Below are 21198 nucleotides of genomic sequence, written 5' to 3'. Positions count from 1 at the left end.
GTCGGTGATTCGCCGCTAACGGCCGCGCCTCAACTCCTCGGTGGCGCGGCGGAGCACCTCGTGAAGCCATTCATGTGACGGTTCGTTCTCGACCCGTTCGTGCCAGAGCAGCCGAACCTCGACGGGCGTCGTAGTGTAAGGCAGCTCATGGGTCGTGATCGCATGCGCCTGCTCGAGCGCACGCGCCAGCGGCCGCGGAACGATCGCCGCCAGTTCGGACTCGACCAGCAGCGCGGGGAGGGCCAGGAAATGTGGCAGCGAGACCGCGATCCGTGGCGGGTGGTCGCTGTCAGACAGTGCCCGTTCAAGCGCGGGGCGGTCATACATCTCGGAACGCCTGGCAAGCCCGCGCTCGGAGATGTAGCCGCCGATCGCGCCCTCCTGTTCGCCGCCAAAGGACACGACGACCAGCGGCAGGGTCGCGAGCTTCGCCTTGTCGAGTCGGCCAAGCTTGCGTTTTTTGCCGACGATCAGCACGTCGTCATATTCGAACAGCAGGGCGGTGCGGAAGCGGCTCGGCGGCGACGAGAACACGCCGATCGCGACATCGATGCGGCCAAGGTCGATCTGCTCGGCAAGATCGATCCGCGTCACCGGCTTGATCGTGAGGTCGACCGCGGGAGCCTCCCGGCTCAAGATCTTCAAGAGCGGCGGCGCCAGCACCATCGTCGTGAAGTCGTTGGCGGCGAGCGTGAACGGCTTGGTCGAGACCGCCGGAACGAAGGTCGGCAGCTCGACCGCGGCCTCCAGCGACCGCAGCGCCTGGCGCACCTGCGGGGCCATCGTCAACGCGCGGGCTGTCGGCTGCATGCCGGTCGCCGTGCGCACGAACAGGTCGTCATCGAGCATCTCGCGCAGCCGCGCCAGCGAGTGGCTGACGGCGGACTGGCTCAGCGCGACCTTCTGGCTGGCGCGCAGCACGCTGCGCTCCTCCATGACGGCGTCGAACACCTTGAGCAGGTTCAGGTCCAGTGTCTTGAAGGAAACGGACACGATGGCAGTCCCGTCTGTAGCGGATCGCTCGCTCCGGCAAATCGTTACGATCATTTGCAGTTAAGGCCAGGCGTACGGTGGATGCAACCGACCGGATCGTCCGGGAGCGCATCGCAGTATCGCTGCCATTGGCGATCTGAAGCCGGTTCAGGATCAATCTGCAAGACTTTCACTTCCGCAACGCGACGTTCTGGCCAACATTGGCGTCACCGGGTTGGGAGGAGAAAAACGATGAAGCCCTGGGTGAGATCGGCCCGAAGTGGTGTGCGCAAATCAGTTGGACTGGCGCTGACGCTCCTGGCTGTAGCGCCGTCCGCGGTTGCACAGAACGGGCCGGTCAGGCTCGGCGTGCTGACCGACATGTCGTCGCTCTACGCAGATAATGGCGGCCAGGGCTCGGTCGTCGCGGCGCAGATGGCGGTGGACGACTTCAAGGGCAAGGTGCTCGGGCGGCCGATCGAGATCGTCGCGGGGGATCACCAGAACAAGGCGGATATCGGCTCGGTGATTACCCGGCGCTGGCTGGAAAACGAGAATGTTGAGGCGATCCTCGATGTTCCGAATTCCGCGGTCGCGCTGGCGGTGCAAGGCATCACGCGCGACAAGAAGAAGCTCTTCCTTGCCACCGGCGCGGCCACGTCCCGGCTGACCGGCGACGAGTGCTCGCCGACCGGTATCCACTGGACCTACGACACCTATGCGCTGTCGCAGGGGACGACGCGCGCGATCTCGCGTCTCGGCGCCAGGTCCTGGTTCTTCCTGTCGGCCGACTATTCGCTCGGCGCGCAGCTCGAGGCCGACAGCCGCAAGGTGATCGACGCCACCGGCGGCAAGGTGGTCGGCGCGGTGAAGCACCCGATCAACACGCCCGATTTCTCGTCCTTCCTGCTCCAGGCGCAGGCCTCCAGGGCCGACGTGATCGCACTCGCCGACGCCGGCGGCGATTTCATCAACGCCGTGAAGCAGGCGGGCGAGTTCGGCGTGACGCGCGGGCAAAAGCTTGCCGGCCTGATCGTCTTCATCGCCGACATCCACAGCCTCGGCCTGCAAAGCGCGCAAGGCCTGATGCTCAGCTCAGCCTTCTACTGGGACCTCAACGATGAGACGCGGGCGTGGTCGAAGCGCTTCATCGAGAAGACGAAGAAAGTGCCCACCATGATCCATGCCGGCACCTATGGCGCTGTCATGCACTACCTCAAGGCGGTCGAAGCCGCAGGCAGGCTCGACGGACCCGCTGTCGCCGCCAAGATGCGCGAATTGCCGGTGAACGATTTCATGACCCGTAACGGCAAGATCCGGCCGGACGGAAGGCTGGTCCGCGACATGTATCTGTTCCGCGTCAAGGCTCCGGAAGAGTCGAAGTACCAGTTCGATTACTACCAGCTATTGGCGACGATCCCGGGGGACGAAGCTTTCAGACCGATGGAGGGCGGCGGATGTCCGTTCGTGAAGAAGTCGTGATTGATGCGAACGGGGTGTGCGGAGTTGCGCGCAATCCAATCGACGACGTGATCGCTAGCCGCCTTTCGTGCCGTCAGTTCTCCGACAGTCCGGTCGCGCGGTCGACCATTGAGCAAATCCTGCGTGTGGCGCGGTTTGCGCCGAGTGGCGCAAACATTCAGCCCTGGCACGTCTACGTGCTCGCGGGTGCTGCCAAGACCGAGGTGTCGGCGGCCCTTCTGCACGCCTATGAGCGGGAGCCGGGCGAGCACGTCTCCGAGTATCAATACTACGCCACCGAGTTCCCCGAGCCGTATCTCAGCCGTCGCCAGGAGTTCGGACGATTGTTCTATGGCTCGCTCGGAATAGAGCAGAGCGACGCCGCGGCGCGGAGCAGGCAGACCGCAAGAAATTTCGCGTTCTTCGGCGCGCCGGTCGGACTGATCGTGACCATCGATCGTCGGCTCGCCATGGGAAGCTGGCTCGATCTCGGCATGTTCATCCAGACCGTGATGCTGGCGGCAGTCGGACGCGGACTGCAATCCTGCCCGCAGGAAACGCTCGCCAAGTACCACCGGATCTTGCGTCCGATGCTGTCGATCCCTGCAGAGCAGATGGTGGCATGCGGGATCTCGATGGGTCACCCGAGGGAGCAGGCGAGGGCGCGGCTGATGCCGCGCGCGGATTTGGAGGCGTTCGCCTCCTTCAAGGGTTTTGAGAACTAGAACAGGAGTAAGTCATGGGAAGCCGGGAACAGCTTATCGAACGCAGCATTCCGTTTCTGCGCGAAGTCAAGGACATGACGCCGAGCGCGGCGATGGAGCGATGGCTCAACGAGACCTACGGCGAGACGAGCGCGCTTTACCACGATCTCGCACGCCTCATCAAAATGGGCGTCGAGGAGGGCTGGGCGGCGAACCAGGAGGTGGAGGGTCCGAACTATCGGCGCAGCCGCATCCTTGAGCCGGTCCCCGAGACGTTCCAGTTCAGCATCACCGCGGTCTACATGAACAGCGCCGATCCGCGCCGCTTCAAGGACGACGACGATCATGACGTGCTGCGCGGCCAGTATCACGGCCATCCCTATGGCGAGCTCAACCTCGTCGTTCCCCTCGACAGGGGCGCGCAGTTGAAGGGCTTGCAGGGCTGGCAGGGGCCGGGCTGGACCGCGCCGGATCCGGGCAGCCGACACTATCCCGAGGTCAGGGGCGGCGCAGTGATCGCGCTGTTTTATCTGCCTGCCGGGCGCATCTCCTACGATTTCAAGGCACCGGCCTGACGTCCGGCGTCCGTGGCCACGCAGCAATCAGGTCTGGAGCAAGCTCATGACGTTGATCTATCCGGTCGATTCGAACGGCGTTCACCCCCTGCGTCTGTCTCCCGCGTACCGAAGCGCGATCAAACGTTCGCCGCGAAAGCCGCTGATCCCGATGCGGCACACGCTCTCGGAGCTGACCGGGCCGGTCTACGGTCACGAGACCGTGCGCGCGCACGACAATGATCTCACCATCCAGGCGAAGGGCGAGCCACTCGGCGAGCGCATCATCGTGCATGGTCACGTGCTCGACGAGGACGGCCGCGGCGTGCCGAACACACTGGTCGAGTTGTGGCAGGCCAATGCCTGCGGCCGCTACATCCATGTCGTCGATCAGCATCCGGCGCCGCTCGATCCCCACTTCACCGGCGCCGGGCGGACGCAGTCCGATGCAGCCGGCTACTACAAGTTCATCACCATCAAGCCCGGCGCCTATCCCTGGGGCAATCACCACAATGCCTGGCGGCCGGCGCATATCCACTTCTCGGTGTTCGGCCATTCCTTCGTCTCGCGTCTGGTGACGCAGATGTATTTCCCCGGCGATCCCTTGTTTCCGTTCGATCCGATCTTCAACTCGGTGACCGATGTAAAGGCGCGGGCGCGGATGATCTCGTCGTTCGATCTCGACAACACCAAGCCGGAATGGGCGCTGTGCTACCGCTTCGATATCGTGCTGCGCGGCCGCAATGCCACGCCGATGGAGACCAAGTAAGTGTCGAACCAGCGTCTTGATGGAATCACGCCCTCGCAGACCGTCGGTCCTTACTTCAAGTATGGCCTGACGCCGAACGGCGAATATGAATGGAACGACGCCTTCACCAGCAATCTCTTGACACCTGATGTCTCGGGCGAGCGCATCCGGGTCGAGGGCAAGGTCTATGACGGCGACGGCGCCGTGATCCCGGATTGCATGCTGGAGATCTGGCAGGCAGATAGCCAGGGCCGCTTCTCCGATCCGCAGGATGCGCGCGCGCTGCCGAACTCCTCGTTCAAGGGTTTTGGCCGCTGCGGCACCGACAAGAGCGGCGGCTATTCGTTCGACACCATCAGGCCCGGCGTAGTGCCGGATGCCGACGGCAAGCCGCAGGCGCCGCATATCGCGCTCGCGGTGTTCGCGCGCGGCATGCTGTTGCATCTCTACACGCGGATCTATTTTGACGACGAGGCCGGCAACGCCGGTGATTCCGTGCTCGCGCTCGTGCCGGCCGATCGCCGCGCCACCTTGATCGCCAAGCGCAAGGCCGGTGCGGGCCATACCTACACGTTCGACGTCCATCTGCAGGGCGACAACGAAACGGTGTTCTTCGACGTCTAGCCGGCCGGGACGAGGCGCGCAGCTCAAGCGGGGGATGCCTCAGGACTTGCGGTGCCTCGCGTTGACCGCGATCGCGGCCGCGGCGGTCCGGTTTTCGACCCCAAGCTTGGCGTAAATCTGCTCGAGATGCTTGTCGACAGTGCGCGGGCTCAAGCCAAGGATCTGCGCAATGTCGCGGTTGGTCTTGCCCTTGGAGAGCCAGGACAGCACCTCGCCCTCTCGGGTGGTCAGGCCGAGCTCGCTGGAGAATTCGGCCGGCATGTCGCCGCTGGTGTCCTTGGCCAGCCGCAGCAGGAACTCGTTGGGCCCGAGCTTGCCCATATATTGCAGCCGAAGCTGCTCGTTGCCGGGGAATGACGCCACGGTCGCGGTCTTCTTTCCGGCAACACCTTTCTGCGCCTGATCGAGCCATTGCGGCATCGGCTCCGGCAGCACGAAATTGTCGGCAGCGTCGGCGAGCGTGTCCGACAGCAATTTCTGTGCCTGCGGCGTCGCCCACAGCAGCGCGCCTGACCTGTTGACCGCGAGCAGATAGCGGCCGGAGACGTCGAGCGCCGCGCGGGCGCTTTGCGTCATTCGCGCATTGGCGAGATGGACCCGGATGCGGGCTAGCATCTCCTCGACCACGATCGGCTTGGTGACATAGTCGACGCCGCCGGCCTCGAGCCCGCGCACGATGTGCTCGGTTTCGGCCAGCCCCGTCATGAAGATGATCGGGACGCCGTCGAGCCCGGCGTCGCGCTTCAGCCGCCTGCAGGTCTCGAAGCCGTCCATGCCGGGCATCACGGCATCGAGCAGCACGATATCCGGCGTGATCTGCTCGACGATGCGCATCGCGGAGGCCCCGTCGAGCGCCACCATCACGGTCATGCCGGCGCCGTCGAGCGCGTCGGTGAGGAGGCGCAACGTCTCCGGCGAGTCATCGACGACGAGCGCGACGTCGCGCTTTCTTTGTTCAATGGTCATAGCTGTGCAATATCTTCAATGTCGCCATATACTGATCGAGATCGAACCGGTCGATCAGCGTGCGCATCTGGCCGACGAAATCGGCGTGTTCGGGATGTTCGTTGCCGATTTCATCGAGCTTGAGCTGGATCGCCCTGATATAGCCGAGCTGGCCGAGGCTGATCAGCTCTTCGACATATTTCACGGGCGGACGAGAGCCACTGTCGGGTTTCCATTGCGGGAGCGGAGCCTGCTCGGCCTCATACTGCCACTCGATCTTGAGCAGCAGGCGGATGGTCTCTAACAGCCGCGGGATGTCGATCGGCTTCATAAGGTAGCCGTCGTGGAAAGGTTGCGCCAGCGGCGCGCCATGGGCCTCCAGCGCACTGGCCGAGATCATCAGGATACGGGCCTGGTGATGGCCTTCAGCGCGCAAGGTTTCGGCGACCGTCCAGCCGTCCATGCCCGCCATCGAGATATCGAGCAGGAACATGTCCGGCCGACAATGCTGCGCCAGCGCGAGGCAGCCCGGTCCGTCCGGTGCGCTGAGCAGGATGAAGCCGAGCGGCGCCAGGATCTCGCGCAAGAGGTCGCGGTGGGTCGGATCGTCGTCGGTGATCAGGATCGTCTTGCGCGGGCCGTGATAGCCATAGATGGGGGCCTCGACTGGCGCTTCGCGGCGCGGATTGGTGACCTCGGAGAGCAGCAGCTTGACCCGGAACGTGCTGCCGGCGCCGACGCTGGATGTCACCTTGATGTCGCCGCCCATCACGCCGGCGAGCAGGCGGCTGATGGTCAGGCCAAGCCCGGTGCCGGTCTGCGGCTGCGAAACGCCGAGCGCGCCGCGCTCGAAGGGCGCGAAGATGCGTTCGAGGTCGTCAGGCTGGATGCCCGGGCCGGTGTCGGTGACCTCGAACTCGGCGACCGGGCTGCGGTAGTGGACGATGAATTGTACGCGCCCGGCCTGCGTGAACTTGATCGCGTTGGAGAGCAAATTGATCAGGATCTGCCGCAGCCGCTTCTCGTCGGCATAGACCACGACCGGCAGCACCGCCGGCCGCTTGAACACGAAGTCAATGCCTTTTGCTGCGGCCTGGAGGCGGAACATGCCGACCAGCTGATCGAGGAAATCGGTCAGGCGCACCTCGTCGCGCGAGAGGTAAAGGCGACCCGCCTCGATCTTGGAAATGTCGAGAATGCCGTCGATCAGGCCCGACAGATGGTCGGCGCTGCGGCGGACCACGCGCACCTGGTCGCGCGGCCGCGTCTGCAGGCTGTTGTCCTGCTCCAGCAGCTGCGCATAACCGGAGATCGCGTTCAGCGGCGAGCGAAGCTCGTGGCTCAGGCCGACGACGTACCGGCTCTTGGCGAGATTGGCGGATTCCGCAACTTCCTTGGCGCGTTGCAGTTCGGCATCGGTGCGCTTGTGAGCATCGATTTCCTGGATCAGCAGCGTGGTCTGGCGCCGCGTTTCTTCTTCCGCGGCGCGTCGGCTCTGCTGCGCCAGCACGAACAGCCAGGCGACAACGCCGATGATGAGGGTCAGCGCAAAGAACACCTTCCACAGCACGTCGGCCAGCAATTCGTTGGCATGCACGGCCGCCGTGGTCTGCAGGTAGATCAGGCCGAGCACCAGCGCCACCAGACCGGCCGAGACCGCGAACACGCCGAGGTAATGTCCGAGCTGCGAGTTGAGGCGCGCATAGATCGGCTGCGGCATCACCTTGCTCAATGCGTCCGACACCTGCGCGCCGATCCGCGCATGCGGCTTGCAGAGATCGTGGCAGCGGGCGTCGAGCGAGCAGCACAATGAGCAGATCGGGCCGGCATAGGCCGGGCAGGCGGCCATGTCCTCGGGCTCGAACGCATGCTCGCAGATACAGCACTGGATCGATTCAAGGTTCTGCCAGCTTCGTTTCGGTTTGCGTGCGATGTAGTATTTGCCGTCGGTCGCCCAGGCAATCAGGGGGGCCGCGATGAACGCGACGGCCAGCGCAACGAATGCGGACAGCGCCTTCGCCGTCGGGCCGAACAGGCCGTAGAACGCGCTGATCGAGACGACGGTCGCAATCGTCATCGCGCCGACGCCGACCGGATTGATGTCGCAGAGATGGGCGCGCTTGAACTCGATATGCTGCGGCCGCAAGCCGAGCGGCTTGTTGATGACAAGATCGGCCACCAGCGCGCCGACCCAGGCGATCGCGACATTCGAGTAGAGCGCGAGCGTCTGCTCCAGCGCCTTGTAGACGCCGATCTCCATCAACAGCAGCGCGACGACGACGTTGAACACCAGCCACACCACGCGGCCGGGATGCGAGTGGGTGAGGCGGGAGAAGAAGTTCGACCAGGCGATCGAGCCGGCATAGGCGTTGGTGACGTTGATCTTGACCTGCGACAGGATCACGAACGTGCCGGTCAGCGCCATCGCGAGATCCGGCTGCGACAGCACGTAGCGGAAGGCTTCGAGATACATGTTGGCGGGCTCGGCCGCGTGTTCGGCCGAGACGCCGTGGCTGAGCGCGAAGAAGGCCAGGAACGAGCCCGCCAGCAGTTTCAGCGCGCCGAGCACGATCCACCCGGGACCGGCGCTCAGCAGGGCGATCCACCAGGCCTTGCGCGAGGTGCGGCGGTCGCGCGGCAGGAAGCGCAGGAAGTCGACCTGCTCGCCGATCTGCGCCACCAGCGCGAACACGACGGAGGCCGCGGTGCCGAACAGCAGGAGATCGAGGTTGCCTGCGGGATCGCCGTGATCGCCGGCGAATTTGCGCCACTCGGTGAACGAATGCGGATTGGCCCAGGCGATCGCCGCGAACGGCATGATGTGGAGGATGATCCACAACGGCTGGGTCCAGAGCTGGAAGCGGCTGATCAGCGTGATGCCGTAGATCACGAGCGGAATGATTACGACTGCGCTGATCAAATAGCCGATCGGCCGGGGAATGCCGAAGCACATGTCCAGTGCGCTGGCCAGGATCACGGCCTCGATCGCGAAGAAGATGAAGGTGAAGGAGGCGTAGATCAGCGAGGTGATGGTCGAACCGATATAGCCGAAGCCGGCGCCGCGGGTCAGCAGATCGATATCGATGCCGCATTTTGCGGCGTGGTAGGCGATCGGCAGCCCGCAAAGGAAGATGATGACGCTGACGACCAGGATCGCGGCGGAGGCGTTCATCGCGCCATAGTTCAGCGTGATGGTGCCCCCGATCGCCTCCAGCGCAAGGAAGGAGATCGCGCCGAGCGCGGTGTTGGCGACGCGGGCGGCGGACCAGCGCCTGGCGCTCTTGGCGGTGAAGCGCAGCGCGTAGTCTTCCAGCGTCTGGTTGGCGACCCATTGATTGTATTGGCGCCTGACGCGGTCTATCCGCTGCCGCCCTGCCACTCGTTCTTACTCCTGGTCCACGATGCTCTGATCGCGGGCAAATCCCGTACCAAAAACCTACGTCGCTATTTTGCGGTGCAGTATACGCGATCTCACGTATCAGTGCGGTGCACAAAAGTAAGCAATCCTCGCCTCATCAATAAGCGTTCTCGAACCAGATGGGGTGCTCATGTCAGACGAAACAAAACCAGGACTGCAGTCTCCGCTTCGGCGCAAGCTCTTGATGGGAATGGCCGCTTTGCCGGCCGTTTCGATGCTGGGCCGTCCGGCATTTGCCGATGTTCCTGCAACCTCCGCGGTCAACACCACGGGTCTTGCAGTCACCGATAGCGAAGTCACGGTCGGTATCCTGCACTCGGTGACCGGCACCATGGCGATCTCCGAGACCGGATCGGTCGAGGCCGAGAAGCTCGCGATCGAGCAGATCAACGCCGCCGGCGGCGTGCTCGGCCGCAAGATCAAGTTCATCCAGGAAGACGGCGCGAGCGACTGGCCGACCTTCGCGGAAAAGGCGAAGAAGCTCCTGGTCAACGACAAATGCGCCGCCGTGATGGGCTGCTGGACCTCGGCCTCGCGCAAGGCGGTGCTGCCGGTGTTCGAGCAGTACAACGGCATGCTCTACTATCCGACCTTCTATGAAGGCCTCGAGCAGTCCAAGAACGTCATCTACACCGGCCAGGAGGCGACGCAGCAGATCATCGCCGGCCTCGACTGGGTCAACAAGACCAAGGGCGCCAAGAGCTTCTATCTGCTCGGCTCGGACTACATCTGGCCGCGCACCTCGAACAAGATCGCGCGCAAGCATATCGAGAACCACCTGCAGGGCTGCAAGGTGGTCGGCGAGGAATACTTCCCGCTCGGCTCGACCCAGTTCAACTCGGTCATCAACAAGATCAAGCTGACCAAGCCTGACGTGATCTATGCGATCATCGTCGGCGGCTCGAACGTCGCGTTCTACAAGCAGCTGAAGGCGGCCGGCATCGACCTGTCGAAGCAGACGCTGCTGACGATCTCGGTCACCGAGGACGAGATCGACGGTATCGGCGGCGAAAACATCGCCGGCGCCTACGCCTGTATGAAGTACTTCCAGTCGCTCGACAACGCCAACAACAAGGCGTTCGTGCCCGCCTTCAAGAAGATGTGGGGCGAGAAGACCGTGATCGGCGACGTGACGCAAGCCGCCTATCTCGGCCCGTGGCTGTGGAAGTTGACGGTGGAGAAGGCAGGCTCCTTCGACATCGACAAGATCGCGGCGGCGTCGCCCGGCGTCGAGTTCAAGGGCGCGCCGGAAGGCTACGTCCGGATCCACGAGAACCATCACTTGTGGTCAAAGACCCGCGTCGGACGCGCCAAGGCCGATGGCCAGTATGAGCTGATCTACGAGACCGCCGATCTCGTCGAGCCGGATCCGTTCCCCAAGGGTTACCAGTGAGGCGGCGCGCCTAGCGCGCCACCCTCAACCTCAACGCATCGCGGCGTGGACGTTACCCGCCCACGCCGCGGATCGGACGCCGCTGCGTCGCGGCGCACGCCGGTGGACTGCCCTTGGACTGGAGGATCAGATGTTCGGCGACTATTCGATCGGTGATCTCGGCGCCATCCTTGCGATGCAGGGATTCGCCGGGCTCATCCTGTTCTCCGTCTACGTGCTGATGGCGCTGGGGCTTGCCATCATCTTCGGCCAGATGGGCGTTATCAACATGGCCCATGGCGAGTTCATGATCCTCGGCGCCTACGTCACCTGGATGACGTCGAACACGGTGCAGCACATCGCGCCCTGGCTGTTTCCCGGCTACTTCTTCATCGCGATGATCCTGGCGTTCATCGCGTCCGGCGCGCTCGGCATGCTGGTCGAGTGGGCGCTGATACGGCATCTCTACAAGCGTCCGCTCGACACGCTGCTGGCGACCTGGGGTCTCAGCCTGATCCTGCAACAGGCCTATCGCTCGATCTTCGGCGCGCGCGAGGTCGGCGTCGAGCTGCCGGAGTGGATGATGGGTTCCTGGCAGGCGACCGACTCGATCCAGATCCCGATCAACGGCATGTTCGTGATGGCGCTGACCATCCTGATCACGATCGCGGTTGCCTACGTGCTGTTCTGGTCGAGCTGGGGCAAGCAGGTGCGCGCAGTGGTGCAGAACCGCGTGATGGCCGGCGCCGTCGGCATCAACACCGAGAAGGTCGACCGCTACACCTTTGCGCTCGGCTGCGGCATCGCCGGCGTCGCAGGCTCGGCCTTCACCATGATCGGGTCGACCGGGCCGACCGCCGGCCAGCTCTACATCGTCGATACCTTCCTGGTGGTCGTGTTCGGCGGCGCCGCGTCGCTGTTCGGCACCATTGCCTCGGCCTTCTCGATCTCGCAGACCCAGTCGACGCTGGAATTCTTCCTGTCGGGATCGATGGCCAAGGTGATCACGCTGCTCACGATCGTCGCGATCCTGATGGTGCGTCCGCAGGGGCTCTTCGCGCTCAAGGTCCGCAAATAAGAACAACAGGCAGGTCATGATCATCAACTCGCGCTTTTTCAATCGCTCTGAACTGATCGGCTTTTTTGCGCTCGCGGTGCTGTTGTTTGTCATCCTGCCGCTGTCGCTGGATATCTTCCGCCTCAACCTGGTCGCCAAATACCTGACCTACGCCTTCGTCGGCATCGGCCTCGTGCTGTGCTGGGGCTATGGCGGCATCTTGAGCCTGGGGCAGGGCGTGTTCTTCGGCCTCGGCGGCTACTGCATGGCGATGTACCTCAAGCTCGAGGCGTCCTCGGTTGCCAACACCAAGATCCAGTCGACGCCGGGCATTCCCGACTTCATGGACTGGAACCAGATCACGCAGCTTCCGCTGTTCTGGAAGCCGTTCCACAGTTTTCCGCTCACGGTGCTGGCGATCTTGCTGGTTCCCGCCTTCTTTGCGCTGATCATCGGCGCGGCGATGTTCAAGCGCCGGGTCGGCGGCGTGTATTTTGCGATCATCACGCAGGCCATCGCCGCGATCCTCACCATTCTGATCGTGGGACAGCAGGGCTACACCGGCGGCATCAACGGCATCACCGATCTGCGCACACTGCACGGTTGGGACATCCGCACCGATCACGCCAAATTCATTCTGTACTTTGTCGAGGTTGTGTTGCTGTTCGGTTGCATCGTCGCCGCGCAGTTCATCCGCCTGACAAAACTCGGGCGCATCCTGGTGGCGATGAGGGAGCAGGAGGACCGCGTGCGCTTCTCCGGTTACAGCGTCGCCAATTTCAAGATCTTCGCGTTCTGCGCCGCGGCGGTGTTTGCCGCGATCGGCGGCGCCATGTTCACGCTCGAGGTCGGCTTCATGTCGCCGTCCTTTGTCGGCATTGTGCCGTCGATCGAGATGGTGATCTACACCGCGGTCGGTGGCCGGATGTCGATCTTCGGTGCGGTCTGGGGCGCGCTGCTGGTCAATTTCGCCAAGACCAGCCTCTCGGAGTCCTTCCCGCAGCTCTGGCTGTTCGGCCTCGGCGCGCTGTTCATCGCGGTCGTGCTGGCGTTCCCGAACGGGCTCTCCGGCATCTGGGCGGACCACGTCCAGCCGCGCATCGACCGCCTGCTGGCATCGCGAAGATCAAAATCGGCGGCGCTTGTCGCCGACGGCGCACCGGCTGAGTGAGGAGGAACCATCATGCTCGTCGGTCATCAGCCCAAGGACTTCCTGCTCGCGGTCTCCGGCCTCACCGTGTCCTTTGACGGCTTCAAGGCGGTGAACGATCTCTCCTTCTATGTCGAGGAGAACGAGATCCGCGTCATCATCGGCCCGAACGGCGCCGGCAAGACCACGGTGCTCGACCTGATCTGCGGCAAGACCAGGGCCACATCAGGCTCGATCCAGTTCCGCGGCCAGGAGCTGACCAGGCTGCGCGAGAACGAAATCGTGCAGGCCGGCGTCGGCCGCAAGTTCCAGACGCCGTCGGTGTTCGAGGATCTCACCGTGTTCGAGAACCTCGAAATCTCCTATCCGCGCGGCCGCACCGTGTTCGGCTCGCTGGCCTTCCAGCGCGATGATGCGGTCAAGCAGCGGGTCGAGGAGGTCGCCGAGATGATCTTCCTGAAGGATCGCCTCAACACCTATGCCGACCAGCTGAGCCACGGCCAGAAGCAGTGGCTCGAGATCGGCATGCTGCTGATCCAGGACCCGGACTTGCTGATGCTCGACGAGCCGGTCGCCGGCATGAGCGTGTCCGAGCGCGCCAAGACCGCCGAGCTGCTCAACCGCATCATCAAGGACCGCTCGGTGCTGGTGATCGAGCACGACATGAAGTTCGTCGAGGACATCGCCCACAAGGTCACCGTGCTGCACCAGGGACAGATCCTGTCCGAGGGAACCATGGAGCACGTCAAGAACGATCCCAAGGTCATTGAAGTTTACCTGGGCCACTAGCCCATGATCCCGGAAAGTGGCGTCCGGTTTCCGGACAAGATCATGGGCACGAACTAAGGAGCGCGTCGATGCTGGCAATCAATGATCTTCACGTCGCCTATGGCCAGAGCGAGGTGCTGCACGGCCTCAACGTCTCAGTCGCGCCCAACGAGATCGTTGCGATCATGGGCCGCAACGGCATGGGCAAGACCACGCTGATGAAGTCCCTGATGGGCATCCTGCCGGCCAAGAGCGGCAAGGTGACGATGGACGGCACCGAGCTCGGCACCATGAAGAGCTACGAGCGGGTCGCGAAGGGCCTCGCCTATGTACCGCAGGGCCGCATGATCTTCTCAACCATGACGGTGAAGGAGAACATCGAGACCGGGCTCGTGGTGTCAGGCGGTTCCGAGGTCCCCGGCGATATCTACGAACTGTTCCCGGTGCTGCTCGAGATGAAGGGCCGCCGCGGCGGCAATCTCTCGGGTGGGCAACAGCAGCAGCTCGCGATCGCCCGGGCACTTGCGACCAAGCCGAAGGTGCTGCTGCTGGACGAGCCGACCGAGGGCATCCAGCCGTCGATCATCAAGGACATGGCGCGCACCTTGAAGCGGATCCGCGACGAGCGGGGGCTATCGATCGTCGTCTCCGAGCAGGTGCTGAGCTTCGCGCTCGACATCGCTGACCGCGTGCTCGTCATCGAGAACGGCGAGATCGTCCGCGACGATCCGCGCGACAGCGTCGATGCCGCACAGATCTCGAAATATCTGTCTGTCTAACCAGTAACCCAAGGGGAGCAAGCGATGCCAGATACACTGATCAAGGTTGATCTCAGCAAGTCCGCCTATGAAAACGACAAGATCCACAACCGCTGGCATCCGGAGGTTCCGATCGTCGAGTGGGTCAGCCCGGGCGACGATTTCATCATCGAGACCGTCGACTGGACCGGCGGCTTCATCAAGAATAACGACTCGGCCGACGACGTTCGCGACATCGACCTGTCGATCGTGCACTTCCTGTCGGGCCCGATCGGCGTCAAGGGTGCCGAGCCCGGCGACCTCCTGGTTGTTGACCTGCTCGACGTCGGTCCGCTCAAGGAGAGCCTGTGGGGCTTCAACGGTTTCTTCTCCAAGCAGAATGGCGGCGGCTTCCTGACCGACCATTTCCCGCTGGCGCAGAAGTCGATCTGGGACATCAAGGGTCTCTACACGTCGTCGCGCCACATCCCCGGTGTGAACTTCGCCGGACTGATCCATCCCGGCCTGATCGGGTGCTTGCCCGATGCGAAGATGCTGGCGGCCTGGAACAAGCGCGAGGCCGAGCTGATCGCGACCAACCCGACCCGCGTGCCGGGCCTCGCCAATCCGCCGTTCGCGCCGACCGCCCATGCCGGCCAGGCCAAGGGCGATGCCAAGGCCAAGATCGGTCTCGAAGGCGCGCGCACCGTGCCGCCGCGCGAGCATGGCGGCAATTGCGACATCAAGGACCTTTCGCGCGGCTCGAAGATCTATTTCCCGGTCTATGTGCCGGGCGGCGGGCTCTCGATGGGCGACCTGCATTTCAGCCAGGGCGACGGCGAGATCACCTTCTGTGGCGCCATCGAAATGGCCGGCTGGTTGCATATCAAGGTCGATATCATCAAGGACGGCGTAGCGAAGTACGGCATCAAGAACCCCGTGTTCAAGCCGTCGCCGATCACGCCGAACTACAAGGACTATTTGATCTTCGAGGGCATCTCGGTCGACGAGGCCGGCAAGCAGCACTATCTCGACGTCCACATCGCCTATCGCCAGGCCTGCCTGAACGCGATCGAGTACCTGAAGAAGTTCGGCTACTCCGGCGCCCAGGCCTATTCGATCCTCGGCACCGCGCCGTGTCAGGGCCACATCTCCGGCGTGGTCGACGTGCCCAATGCCTGCGCCACGCTGTGGCTGCCGACGGAAATCTTCGACTTCGACGTGATGCCGTCGTCGGCGGGACCGATCAAGCACATCAAGGGTGACATCCAGATGCCGATCTCGCCCGACAAGTGATCCTTCAAGTGATCCCTGCGCGAAGGATGCGGGACGGCTGCGTATTGGCCGCCTCGCATCCATCGCCGGATGTCACGCACGACTGCGCAAGGATTAAGGAAATGCCGATCTACGAATATCTCTGCAACGACTGCGGTCCCTTCACCGACATGCGGCCGATGGCCGAATGCGACCTGCCGCAGGACTGTCCGCAATGCGAGACGACGTCGCCGCGCGTGATACTGACCGCGCCGGCGTTCTTCTGCATGCCCTCGGACAAGCGCAAGGCGCACGCCACCAATGAGCAGAGCCGGCACGCGCCGAAGACGCTCGATCAGTACAAGGCCGCGCACGGGCCGGGCTGCGGCTGCTGTTCCACCACGGGCAAGAACAAGCCGGCACGGCTGATGACCAAGACCAAGAGCGGGGCAAAGGGCTTTCCGACCGCGCGTCCCTGGATGATCAGCCACTGACGGCGTGGCTGGTCGTCAGGCCTGCTCGGCGACCTTCAACGCTTCGGTGCGGATCTCCTCGACCAGCCGTTCCTTCAGGGCGACGAATTCCGGCGTGGTCTTGATCTTGTAGGAGCGGGGATGCGGCAGATCGACCGTAATCTCGGCCTTGATGCGGCCGGGGCGCGCGCTCATGACGATCACGCGGCTGCCGAGGAAGATCGCTTCCTCGATGTCGTGCGTCACGAACAGCACGGTCTTCTGGTCGCGTTCCCAGATCCCGAGCAGCATCTCCTGCATCAATGCCCGCGTCTGGTTGTCGAGCGCGCCGAACGGCTCGTCGAGCAGCAGGATCTTCGGATCATTGGCCAGCGCCCGGGCAATCGCCGTGCGTTGCTGCATGCCGCCCGACAACTGCTTGGGCCAGTGATTTTCGAAGCCGGATAGCCCGACCCGGCGAATGAAGGCGTCGGCTATCTCGTGGCGCTCGGCTTGCGGAACACCGCGCTCGCGCAGGCCGAAGGCGATGTTCTCGCGCACGGTCAGCCAGGGAAACAGCGTGTAGGATTGGAACACCATGCCGCGATCGGCGCCGGGGTCCGTGACCTCGCGGCCATCGAGCGTGACCCGCCCGCTGGTCGGCCGGTCGAGCCCGGCGATGATCCTGAGCAGGGTGGATTTTCCGCAACCCGACGGCCCGAGAATGGTGACGAAGTCGTTGTCGCCAACATCGAGGCTTGTCGGCTCGAGCGCTTGGGTCGGCGCATGGCCGGCGCGGGCGGGGAAGGTTCGCGAGACCTGATCGATCCTGAGCGCGGTCATGCAAGCTTCCACGGGAACAGCCAGGCGTTGAAGGCCTTGAACAGGAAGTCGGAGATCAGGCCGATCAGCCCGATGACGATGATGCCGAAGATGATCTGGCCGGTGTTGAGCAGTGCCTGGCTGTCGGTGATCATGTGCCCGATGCCCGACGACGAGCCGATCAATTCGGCGACGATGACGTAGGTCCAGGCCCAGCCCAGCACCAGCCGGAGGATCTCGGCAATCTCGGGGGCTGCGGAGGGCAGCAGCACGCGGCGGATGATGCCGCGGTCGCGGGCGCCGAGCGTGTAGGCGGCTTCGACCAGGTCGCGTCTTGTGGCGCCGACGGTCACCGCCACCATCAGGATGATCTGAAACACCGCGCCGATGAAGATCACGAGCAGCTTTTGCAGCTCGCCGATGCCCGCCCACAGGATCAACAGCGGGATGAAGGCGGAGGCCGGCAGATAGCGCGCAAAGGACACGAAGGGTTCGAGGAAGGCTTCGATCGGCTTGTAGGCGCCCATCAGCACGCCGAGCGGCACCGCGATCGCGGCGGCAAGGGCAAAGCCGCCGACGACCCGCCAGATCGTCATCCCGATATCGAACAGGAAGCCTTGCTTGGCGATCAGCTCATAGCCCTCCTGCACCATGGTCAGGGGATTGGCGAGGAATGTCTTCGACACGTGGCCGCCGAACGTGGCCCAGGACCACAGGGCGACGAACAGCACGAAGAACGCGAGGCCGTAGGCCACGCGCTGCTTCGATGTCGTGGGCTCGAGAGGACGCATCACGGTATCCAGGCGAATCTCATGCGCCAGTCCCGCCTGCAGTGCCGCGAGGCGGGGCCGGCCGAAATGATTGTTGCGTTACTTGATGAAGCTTGCGTCGTAGATGTCGTCGACCTTCGGCGCAGCCTTGATGATGCCGACCTCGAGCAGCAGCTCGGCTGCATCCTTGTTGAAGGTGAGGAAGTCGCCGGCGAAGAATTTCTGGTTGGCGGCCTTGTCCTGCCAGCGCAGGTATTTTGCCGAGTTGCCGAACTGCTCGCCGGACTGCTTCACGTCTGCGCCCATGATCTCGTAGGCCTTGGCCTGATCCTTGGCGATCATGTCCAGCGCCTCGAAATAGCTGTCGGCGAGCGCCTGGGCCGCCTTCGGATTGTCGGTCAGGAATTTTGGCGTGCAGCCGAACGTATCCATCACCATCGGATAGTCGAGCGTGGTCGCGATGATCTTGCCCTTGTCGGGCGCCGCGCGCACGGTCGACAGATAAGGCTCGTAGGTCATCGCGGCATCGTTCTGACCGGAGACGAAGGCCTGCGCGGCGGCAGCCGGCTCCAGATTCACCACGGTGACATCCTTCACCGTGAGGCCATTCTTCTTCAGCATCCAGGCCAGCGCGAAATAGGGCGAGGTGCCTGGCGCGGAGGCGGCGACGGTCTTGCCCTTCAGGTCCTTGATCGCGACGACGTCGTTGCGCACGGCCATGCCGTCGGCGCCATAGCTCTTGTCGAGCTGGAAGATCTGCTTGGTCGCGACGCCATTGGCATTCCAGGAGATCCAGGTCTCGACCGTCGTGGCGGCGCACTGGATGTCGCCCGAGGCAATCGCGAGATGCCGGTCCTTCTGCGGGATCTTCTTCAGCGTCACGTCGAGGCCGTTCTTCTTGAAGATGCCGGCCTCCTTGGCGAGCGTCAGCGGTGCGAAGCCGGTCCATCCGGAGATGCCGACGCCGACCTTGACGTCATCGGCGAGCGCGGCGGTGGACGCGAGCAAAGCTGCGACTGCGGGCAATAGCTTGAAGGAACGCATGATTGTCGACTCCTTGAACGACGGATTGAAGCCTGTTGATCTCTTCACGTCAGTGATCTCCTCACGTCAGTGATCTCTTCACGTCAGTCGCGGCGGATTGCCGCATGAGACGCGTCTGTGAATAGTTGCCCATGATGCATTGCATGAATTATGCCGCGCAAGATGTTCTCAGCCTCCCGTGAAGCGAGCTACCAGCCGGTGCGTCTCGCCCGGATAGTGCAGCCGCACCGCGGTCAGCGTCCGTGCGCTGCGCCAGGTATAGCGATCGATCACGAGGCAGGGCGCGCCGACCGCGATGTCGAGTGCCTTGGCCGTGCGATCGTCGGCAACGACGGCGCTGATTGTGTGCTCAGCCTCGGTCCACGGCACATGATGCAGCAGCCATGATCCCGGCGGTTCGCGTGCAAAGTCGGCCGTTGCGGCCTCCGGCACGGTGGCGAGATCGATCAGCCTGTCCTCGACGGCGAACGGCACATTGTCGGCGCTGTGCCGGCAGGCGATCGCGACCACCTTGCCGGCCTTGCTTGCACCGAGCCGGGCGCGATCAGCCGATGTGGCGGTGCGCCGCCGGCAATCGATCAGCTGATAGCCATAGCTGCGCCCGAGCGCGGTGATCTCGGCTCTGATGTCGGCGATCTTGAGCACCGCCGACAGATGCTGCGGACGGCGCACGAAGGAACCGGCGCGGCGGCGGCGCTCGATCAGGTCGGCCTGCGCCAGCTCCGACAGCGCCTTGCTCACCGTCATTCGCGAGCAGTGATAGCGCGCCATCAATTGATGCTCGAAGGGGATGCGATGACCCGGCGGCCATTCGCCGGTCAGGATCCGCGTCTCGATGTCGAGCCGGATCCGCTTGTAGAGCGTCGGCTTGCCGGCCGTATCAGGGCGGGCCCGATCGGAGGCGAGACTCATGCCACGAGCCTCCGGACGCTTGCATTGAATTGCTCGCGCGCCCTGGCACGCAGCCGGTGCCGTCCGCCCGCGACCACCTTGTCGCCGCCGGCCCAGACGCAGTCGATCGCGTCGGCTCCGGCCGCAAACAGCCAGCCGTCGAGAACGGCATCGTCTGACCGTCCGGCCAGGGACGGATGCGCGGTGTCGAGGGTGACGATGTCGGCCCGCGCGCCGGGGACCAGCCCAGTCCTGGTTTGTGCCAGCGCCTGCGCACCGCCTGCGAGCGCGTGATCGAGCAGCGCGCGGCCGGTGGATGCGCCGGGACGCCCGGAGAGCACATTGCGCTCCCGGTGCTTCAGTCGCTGGCCGTACTCGAGCTGACGCAGCTCGTCGGCGACTCCGACCAGCACGTTGGAATCGGTTCCGATGCCGAACCGGCCGCCTGCGGCGAGGAATTCGCGCGCCGAAAAGATGCCGTCGCCGAGACTCGCTTCGGTGACCGGGCAGAGGCCGGCCACTGCGCCGCAGCGGGCGAGCGCAACGACTTCCTGATCCGTCATGTGGGTCGCGTGAATCAGGCACCAGCGCTGATTGACGGGCGCATGTTCGAGCAGCCATTCCACCGGCCGCTGCCCGGACCAGGCGAGGCAATCCTCGACCTCGCGCACCTGCTCGGCAGCGTGGATATGGATTGGGTCTGGCCCGGCGAGCGGGATGATCGCCGCAAGTTCATCGGGTGACACCGCACGAAGGCTATGTGGCGCGATGCCGATATTGGCGCCGGGCAATTTTCGGATCACCTCGCGCGAGGCTGCCATCAGCGCGGCGAACTGATCGACCGAGCAGATGAAGCGACGCTGACCCGCATGCGGCGCTGCGCCGCCAAAAGTGCTGTGGGCATAGAAGCTCGGCAGCAGCGTCAGCCCGATGCCGGAGGCCTCAGTGGCTTCAGCAATGCGCACTGCCATCTCGGCAGGATTGGCATAAGGCGAGCCGTCGCGATCATGATGCAGATAGTGAAACTCGCCGACGCGGGTAAAGCCCCGCTCGAGCATCTCGACATAGAGCAGGGTCGCTACGGCCGCGACGTCGTCCGGCGTCATTTCCAACGCAAAGCGATACATCGTCTCACGCCAGGTCCAGAACGTATCGGTGGTGTCGCCGCGCAGCTCGGCGAGGCCGGCCATGCCGCGCTGAAAGGCGTGGCTGTGCAGGCTCGCCAATCCCGGAACCGCCACTTGGTGACGTTCGTCGCCGGCGGTCGCCGCCACGCCCGGCGTCACCGAAGCGATCGTGCCGCTGGCGACGGCGACCTGCACGTCACTGGCCCAGCCCGAAGGCAGCAGCGCGAATGCGAAATGCAGTCGTGTCATTTTTCCACGCCGGCTGGACAGAACCGGCACACGATTATATGTCTAGACATATAAGTCAAGCATCCCACCTCGAGGGGAC

General features: G+C 63.9%; 20 protein-coding genes. 12 read left to right on the top strand and 8 right to left on the bottom strand.

The window, feature by feature from the left end:
- Positions 1-15: 15 nt before the first annotated feature.
- A complete protein-coding gene (locus K359_RS0118355; RefSeq protein WP_029080664.1) occupies positions 16-993 on the bottom strand; it encodes a LysR family transcriptional regulator in 978 nt (325 codons plus the stop codon).
- A 231-nt stretch (positions 994-1224) separates the two neighbouring features.
- On the opposite strand from K359_RS0118355, the gene K359_RS0118350 reads away from it, so the two are divergent.
- The 5 genes from K359_RS0118350 to pcaG are packed head-to-tail and all read left to right on the top strand — an operon-like array spanning position 1225 to position 5063.
- Positions 1225-2454 carry an ABC transporter substrate-binding protein gene (locus tag K359_RS0118350; RefSeq protein ID WP_035976742.1) on the top strand — a complete coding sequence of 410 codons (1230 nt, stop codon included), beginning with the start codon at positions 1225-1227 and terminating at the stop codon, positions 2452-2454.
- Positions 2430-3158, top strand: coding sequence for a nitroreductase (locus tag K359_RS0118345; RefSeq protein ID WP_051346191.1), 729 nt, complete (start codon positions 2430-2432; stop codon positions 3156-3158). The genes K359_RS0118350 and K359_RS0118345 overlap by 25 nt, the downstream gene beginning before the upstream one ends.
- 14 nt (positions 3159-3172) lie before the next feature.
- On the top strand, positions 3173-3712 hold the full coding sequence (locus K359_RS0118340) for a DUF4863 family protein (protein WP_029080661.1): 540 nt from the start codon (positions 3173-3175) through the stop codon (positions 3710-3712).
- Between the two features lie 46 nt (positions 3713-3758).
- On the top strand, positions 3759-4460 hold the full coding sequence (gene pcaH, locus K359_RS0118335) for a protocatechuate 3,4-dioxygenase subunit beta (protein WP_029080660.1): 702 nt from the start codon (positions 3759-3761) through the stop codon (positions 4458-4460).
- The gene (pcaG, locus tag K359_RS0118330) at positions 4461-5063 is read left to right on the top strand and encodes a protocatechuate 3,4-dioxygenase subunit alpha (RefSeq protein WP_029080659.1); all 603 of its coding nucleotides are present in this window, start codon (positions 4461-4463) and stop codon (positions 5061-5063) included.
- A gap of 39 nt (positions 5064-5102) precedes the next feature.
- On the opposite strand, the gene K359_RS0118325 is transcribed toward pcaG, so the two are convergent.
- Positions 5103-6029, bottom strand: coding sequence for a response regulator (locus K359_RS0118325; protein WP_029080658.1), 927 nt, complete (start codon positions 6027-6029; stop codon positions 5103-5105).
- Positions 6019-9387 carry an ATP-binding protein gene (locus tag K359_RS0118320; RefSeq protein WP_029080657.1) on the bottom strand — a complete coding sequence of 1123 codons (3369 nt, stop codon included), beginning with the start codon at positions 9385-9387 and terminating at the stop codon, positions 6019-6021. Before K359_RS0118320 ends, K359_RS0118325 begins: the two co-directional genes overlap by 11 nt.
- A gap of 169 nt (positions 9388-9556) precedes the next feature.
- Here K359_RS0118320 and urtA point away from each other — a divergent pair, with 169 nt between their 5' ends.
- From urtA to K359_RS0118285, 7 genes are all read left to right on the top strand, one after another.
- A complete protein-coding gene (gene urtA, locus K359_RS0118315; RefSeq protein WP_029080656.1) occupies positions 9557-10819 on the top strand; it encodes an urea ABC transporter substrate-binding protein in 1263 nt (420 codons plus the stop codon).
- 130 nt (positions 10820-10949) lie between these two features.
- A complete protein-coding gene (gene urtB / locus K359_RS0118310; protein WP_029080655.1) occupies positions 10950-11876 on the top strand; it encodes an urea ABC transporter permease subunit UrtB in 927 nt (308 codons plus the stop codon).
- Positions 11877-11892: 16 nt separating this feature from the next.
- A complete protein-coding gene (gene urtC / locus K359_RS0118305; RefSeq protein ID WP_029080654.1) occupies positions 11893-13026 on the top strand; it encodes an urea ABC transporter permease subunit UrtC in 1134 nt (377 codons plus the stop codon).
- A 12-nt stretch (positions 13027-13038) separates the two neighbouring features.
- Positions 13039-13794, top strand: coding sequence for an urea ABC transporter ATP-binding protein UrtD (gene urtD / locus K359_RS0118300; protein ID WP_029080653.1), 756 nt, complete (start codon positions 13039-13041; stop codon positions 13792-13794).
- A 68-nt stretch (positions 13795-13862) separates the two neighbouring features.
- A complete protein-coding gene (urtE, locus tag K359_RS0118295) occupies positions 13863-14552 on the top strand; it encodes an urea ABC transporter ATP-binding subunit UrtE (protein WP_029080652.1) in 690 nt (229 codons plus the stop codon).
- Between the two features lie 24 nt (positions 14553-14576).
- Positions 14577-15806, top strand: coding sequence for a formamidase (fmdA, locus tag K359_RS0118290; RefSeq protein ID WP_029080651.1), 1230 nt, complete (start codon positions 14577-14579; stop codon positions 15804-15806).
- 101 nt (positions 15807-15907) lie between these two features.
- Entirely contained in the window at positions 15908-16258 is a 351-nt protein-coding gene (locus tag K359_RS0118285; protein ID WP_029080650.1) for a zinc ribbon domain-containing protein, read from the top strand.
- A gap of 15 nt (positions 16259-16273) precedes the next feature.
- Here the strand turns inward: K359_RS0118285 and K359_RS0118280 are convergent, their stop codons facing one another.
- The 5 genes from K359_RS0118280 to K359_RS0118260 form a co-directional block, all read right to left on the bottom strand.
- Entirely contained in the window at positions 16274-17059 is a 786-nt protein-coding gene (locus K359_RS0118280) for an ABC transporter ATP-binding protein (protein WP_029080649.1), read from the bottom strand.
- Complete coding sequence (locus K359_RS0118275) at positions 17056-17829, bottom strand: ABC transporter permease (protein ID WP_029080648.1); 774 nt, start codon at positions 17827-17829, stop codon at positions 17056-17058. Before K359_RS0118275 ends, K359_RS0118280 begins: the two co-directional genes overlap by 4 nt.
- Before the next feature lie 78 nt (positions 17830-17907).
- Positions 17908-18852, bottom strand: a complete 945-nt coding sequence (locus tag K359_RS0118270; protein ID WP_029080647.1) for an ABC transporter substrate-binding protein — start codon at positions 18850-18852, stop codon at positions 17908-17910.
- 168 nt (positions 18853-19020) lie between these two features.
- Positions 19021-19764, bottom strand: coding sequence for a histidine utilization repressor (gene hutC / locus K359_RS0118265; protein WP_029080646.1), 744 nt, complete (start codon positions 19762-19764; stop codon positions 19021-19023).
- Entirely contained in the window at positions 19761-21119 is a 1359-nt protein-coding gene (locus K359_RS0118260) for a formimidoylglutamate deiminase (RefSeq protein ID WP_029080645.1), read from the bottom strand. Before K359_RS0118260 ends, hutC begins: the two co-directional genes overlap by 4 nt.
- Positions 21120-21198 lie beyond the last annotated feature (79 nt).

The organism is Bradyrhizobium sp. th-b2 (assembly GCF_000426785.1).
GTDB lineage: Bacteria > Pseudomonadota > Alphaproteobacteria > Rhizobiales > Xanthobacteraceae > Bradyrhizobium > Bradyrhizobium septentrionale.
The sequence above is the reverse complement of the archived record's forward strand: the minus strand, read 5'-3'. Positions and strand labels throughout refer to the sequence as shown.

Excerpts from the sequence above, each read along its gene's own strand:
- K359_RS0118350 (WP_035976742.1), top strand. The coding sequence starts at position 1,225 with ATGAAGCCCTGGGTGAGATCGGCCCGAAGTGGTGTGCGCAAATCAGTT.
- K359_RS0118345 (WP_051346191.1), top strand. The coding sequence starts at position 2,430 with ATGTCCGTTCGTGAAGAAGTCGTGATTGATGCGAACGGGGTGTGCGGA.
- K359_RS0118340 (WP_029080661.1), top strand. The coding sequence starts at position 3,173 with ATGGGAAGCCGGGAACAGCTTATCGAACGCAGCATTCCGTTTCTGCGC.
- pcaH (WP_029080660.1), top strand. The coding sequence starts at position 3,759 with ATGACGTTGATCTATCCGGTCGATTCGAACGGCGTTCACCCCCTGCGT.
- K359_RS0118325 (WP_029080658.1), bottom strand. The coding sequence starts at position 6,029 with ATGACCATTGAACAAAGAAAGCGCGACGTCGCGCTCGTCGTCGATGAC.
- urtA (WP_029080656.1), top strand. The coding sequence starts at position 9,557 with ATGTCAGACGAAACAAAACCAGGACTGCAGTCTCCGCTTCGGCGCAAG.
- urtB (WP_029080655.1), top strand. The coding sequence starts at position 10,950 with ATGTTCGGCGACTATTCGATCGGTGATCTCGGCGCCATCCTTGCGATG.
- urtC (WP_029080654.1), top strand. The coding sequence starts at position 11,893 with ATGATCATCAACTCGCGCTTTTTCAATCGCTCTGAACTGATCGGCTTT.
- urtD (WP_029080653.1), top strand. The coding sequence starts at position 13,039 with ATGCTCGTCGGTCATCAGCCCAAGGACTTCCTGCTCGCGGTCTCCGGC.
- urtE (WP_029080652.1), top strand. The coding sequence starts at position 13,863 with ATGCTGGCAATCAATGATCTTCACGTCGCCTATGGCCAGAGCGAGGTG.
- fmdA (WP_029080651.1), top strand. The coding sequence starts at position 14,577 with ATGCCAGATACACTGATCAAGGTTGATCTCAGCAAGTCCGCCTATGAA.
- K359_RS0118285 (WP_029080650.1), top strand. The coding sequence starts at position 15,908 with ATGCCGATCTACGAATATCTCTGCAACGACTGCGGTCCCTTCACCGAC.
- K359_RS0118280 (WP_029080649.1), bottom strand. The coding sequence starts at position 17,059 with ATGACCGCGCTCAGGATCGATCAGGTCTCGCGAACCTTCCCCGCCCGC.
- K359_RS0118275 (WP_029080648.1), bottom strand. The coding sequence starts at position 17,829 with ATGCGTCCTCTCGAGCCCACGACATCGAAGCAGCGCGTGGCCTACGGC.
- K359_RS0118270 (WP_029080647.1), bottom strand. The coding sequence starts at position 18,852 with ATGCGTTCCTTCAAGCTATTGCCCGCAGTCGCAGCTTTGCTCGCGTCC.
- hutC (WP_029080646.1), bottom strand. The coding sequence starts at position 19,764 with ATGAGTCTCGCCTCCGATCGGGCCCGCCCTGATACGGCCGGCAAGCCG.
- K359_RS0118260 (WP_029080645.1), bottom strand. The coding sequence starts at position 21,119 with ATGACACGACTGCATTTCGCATTCGCGCTGCTGCCTTCGGGCTGGGCC.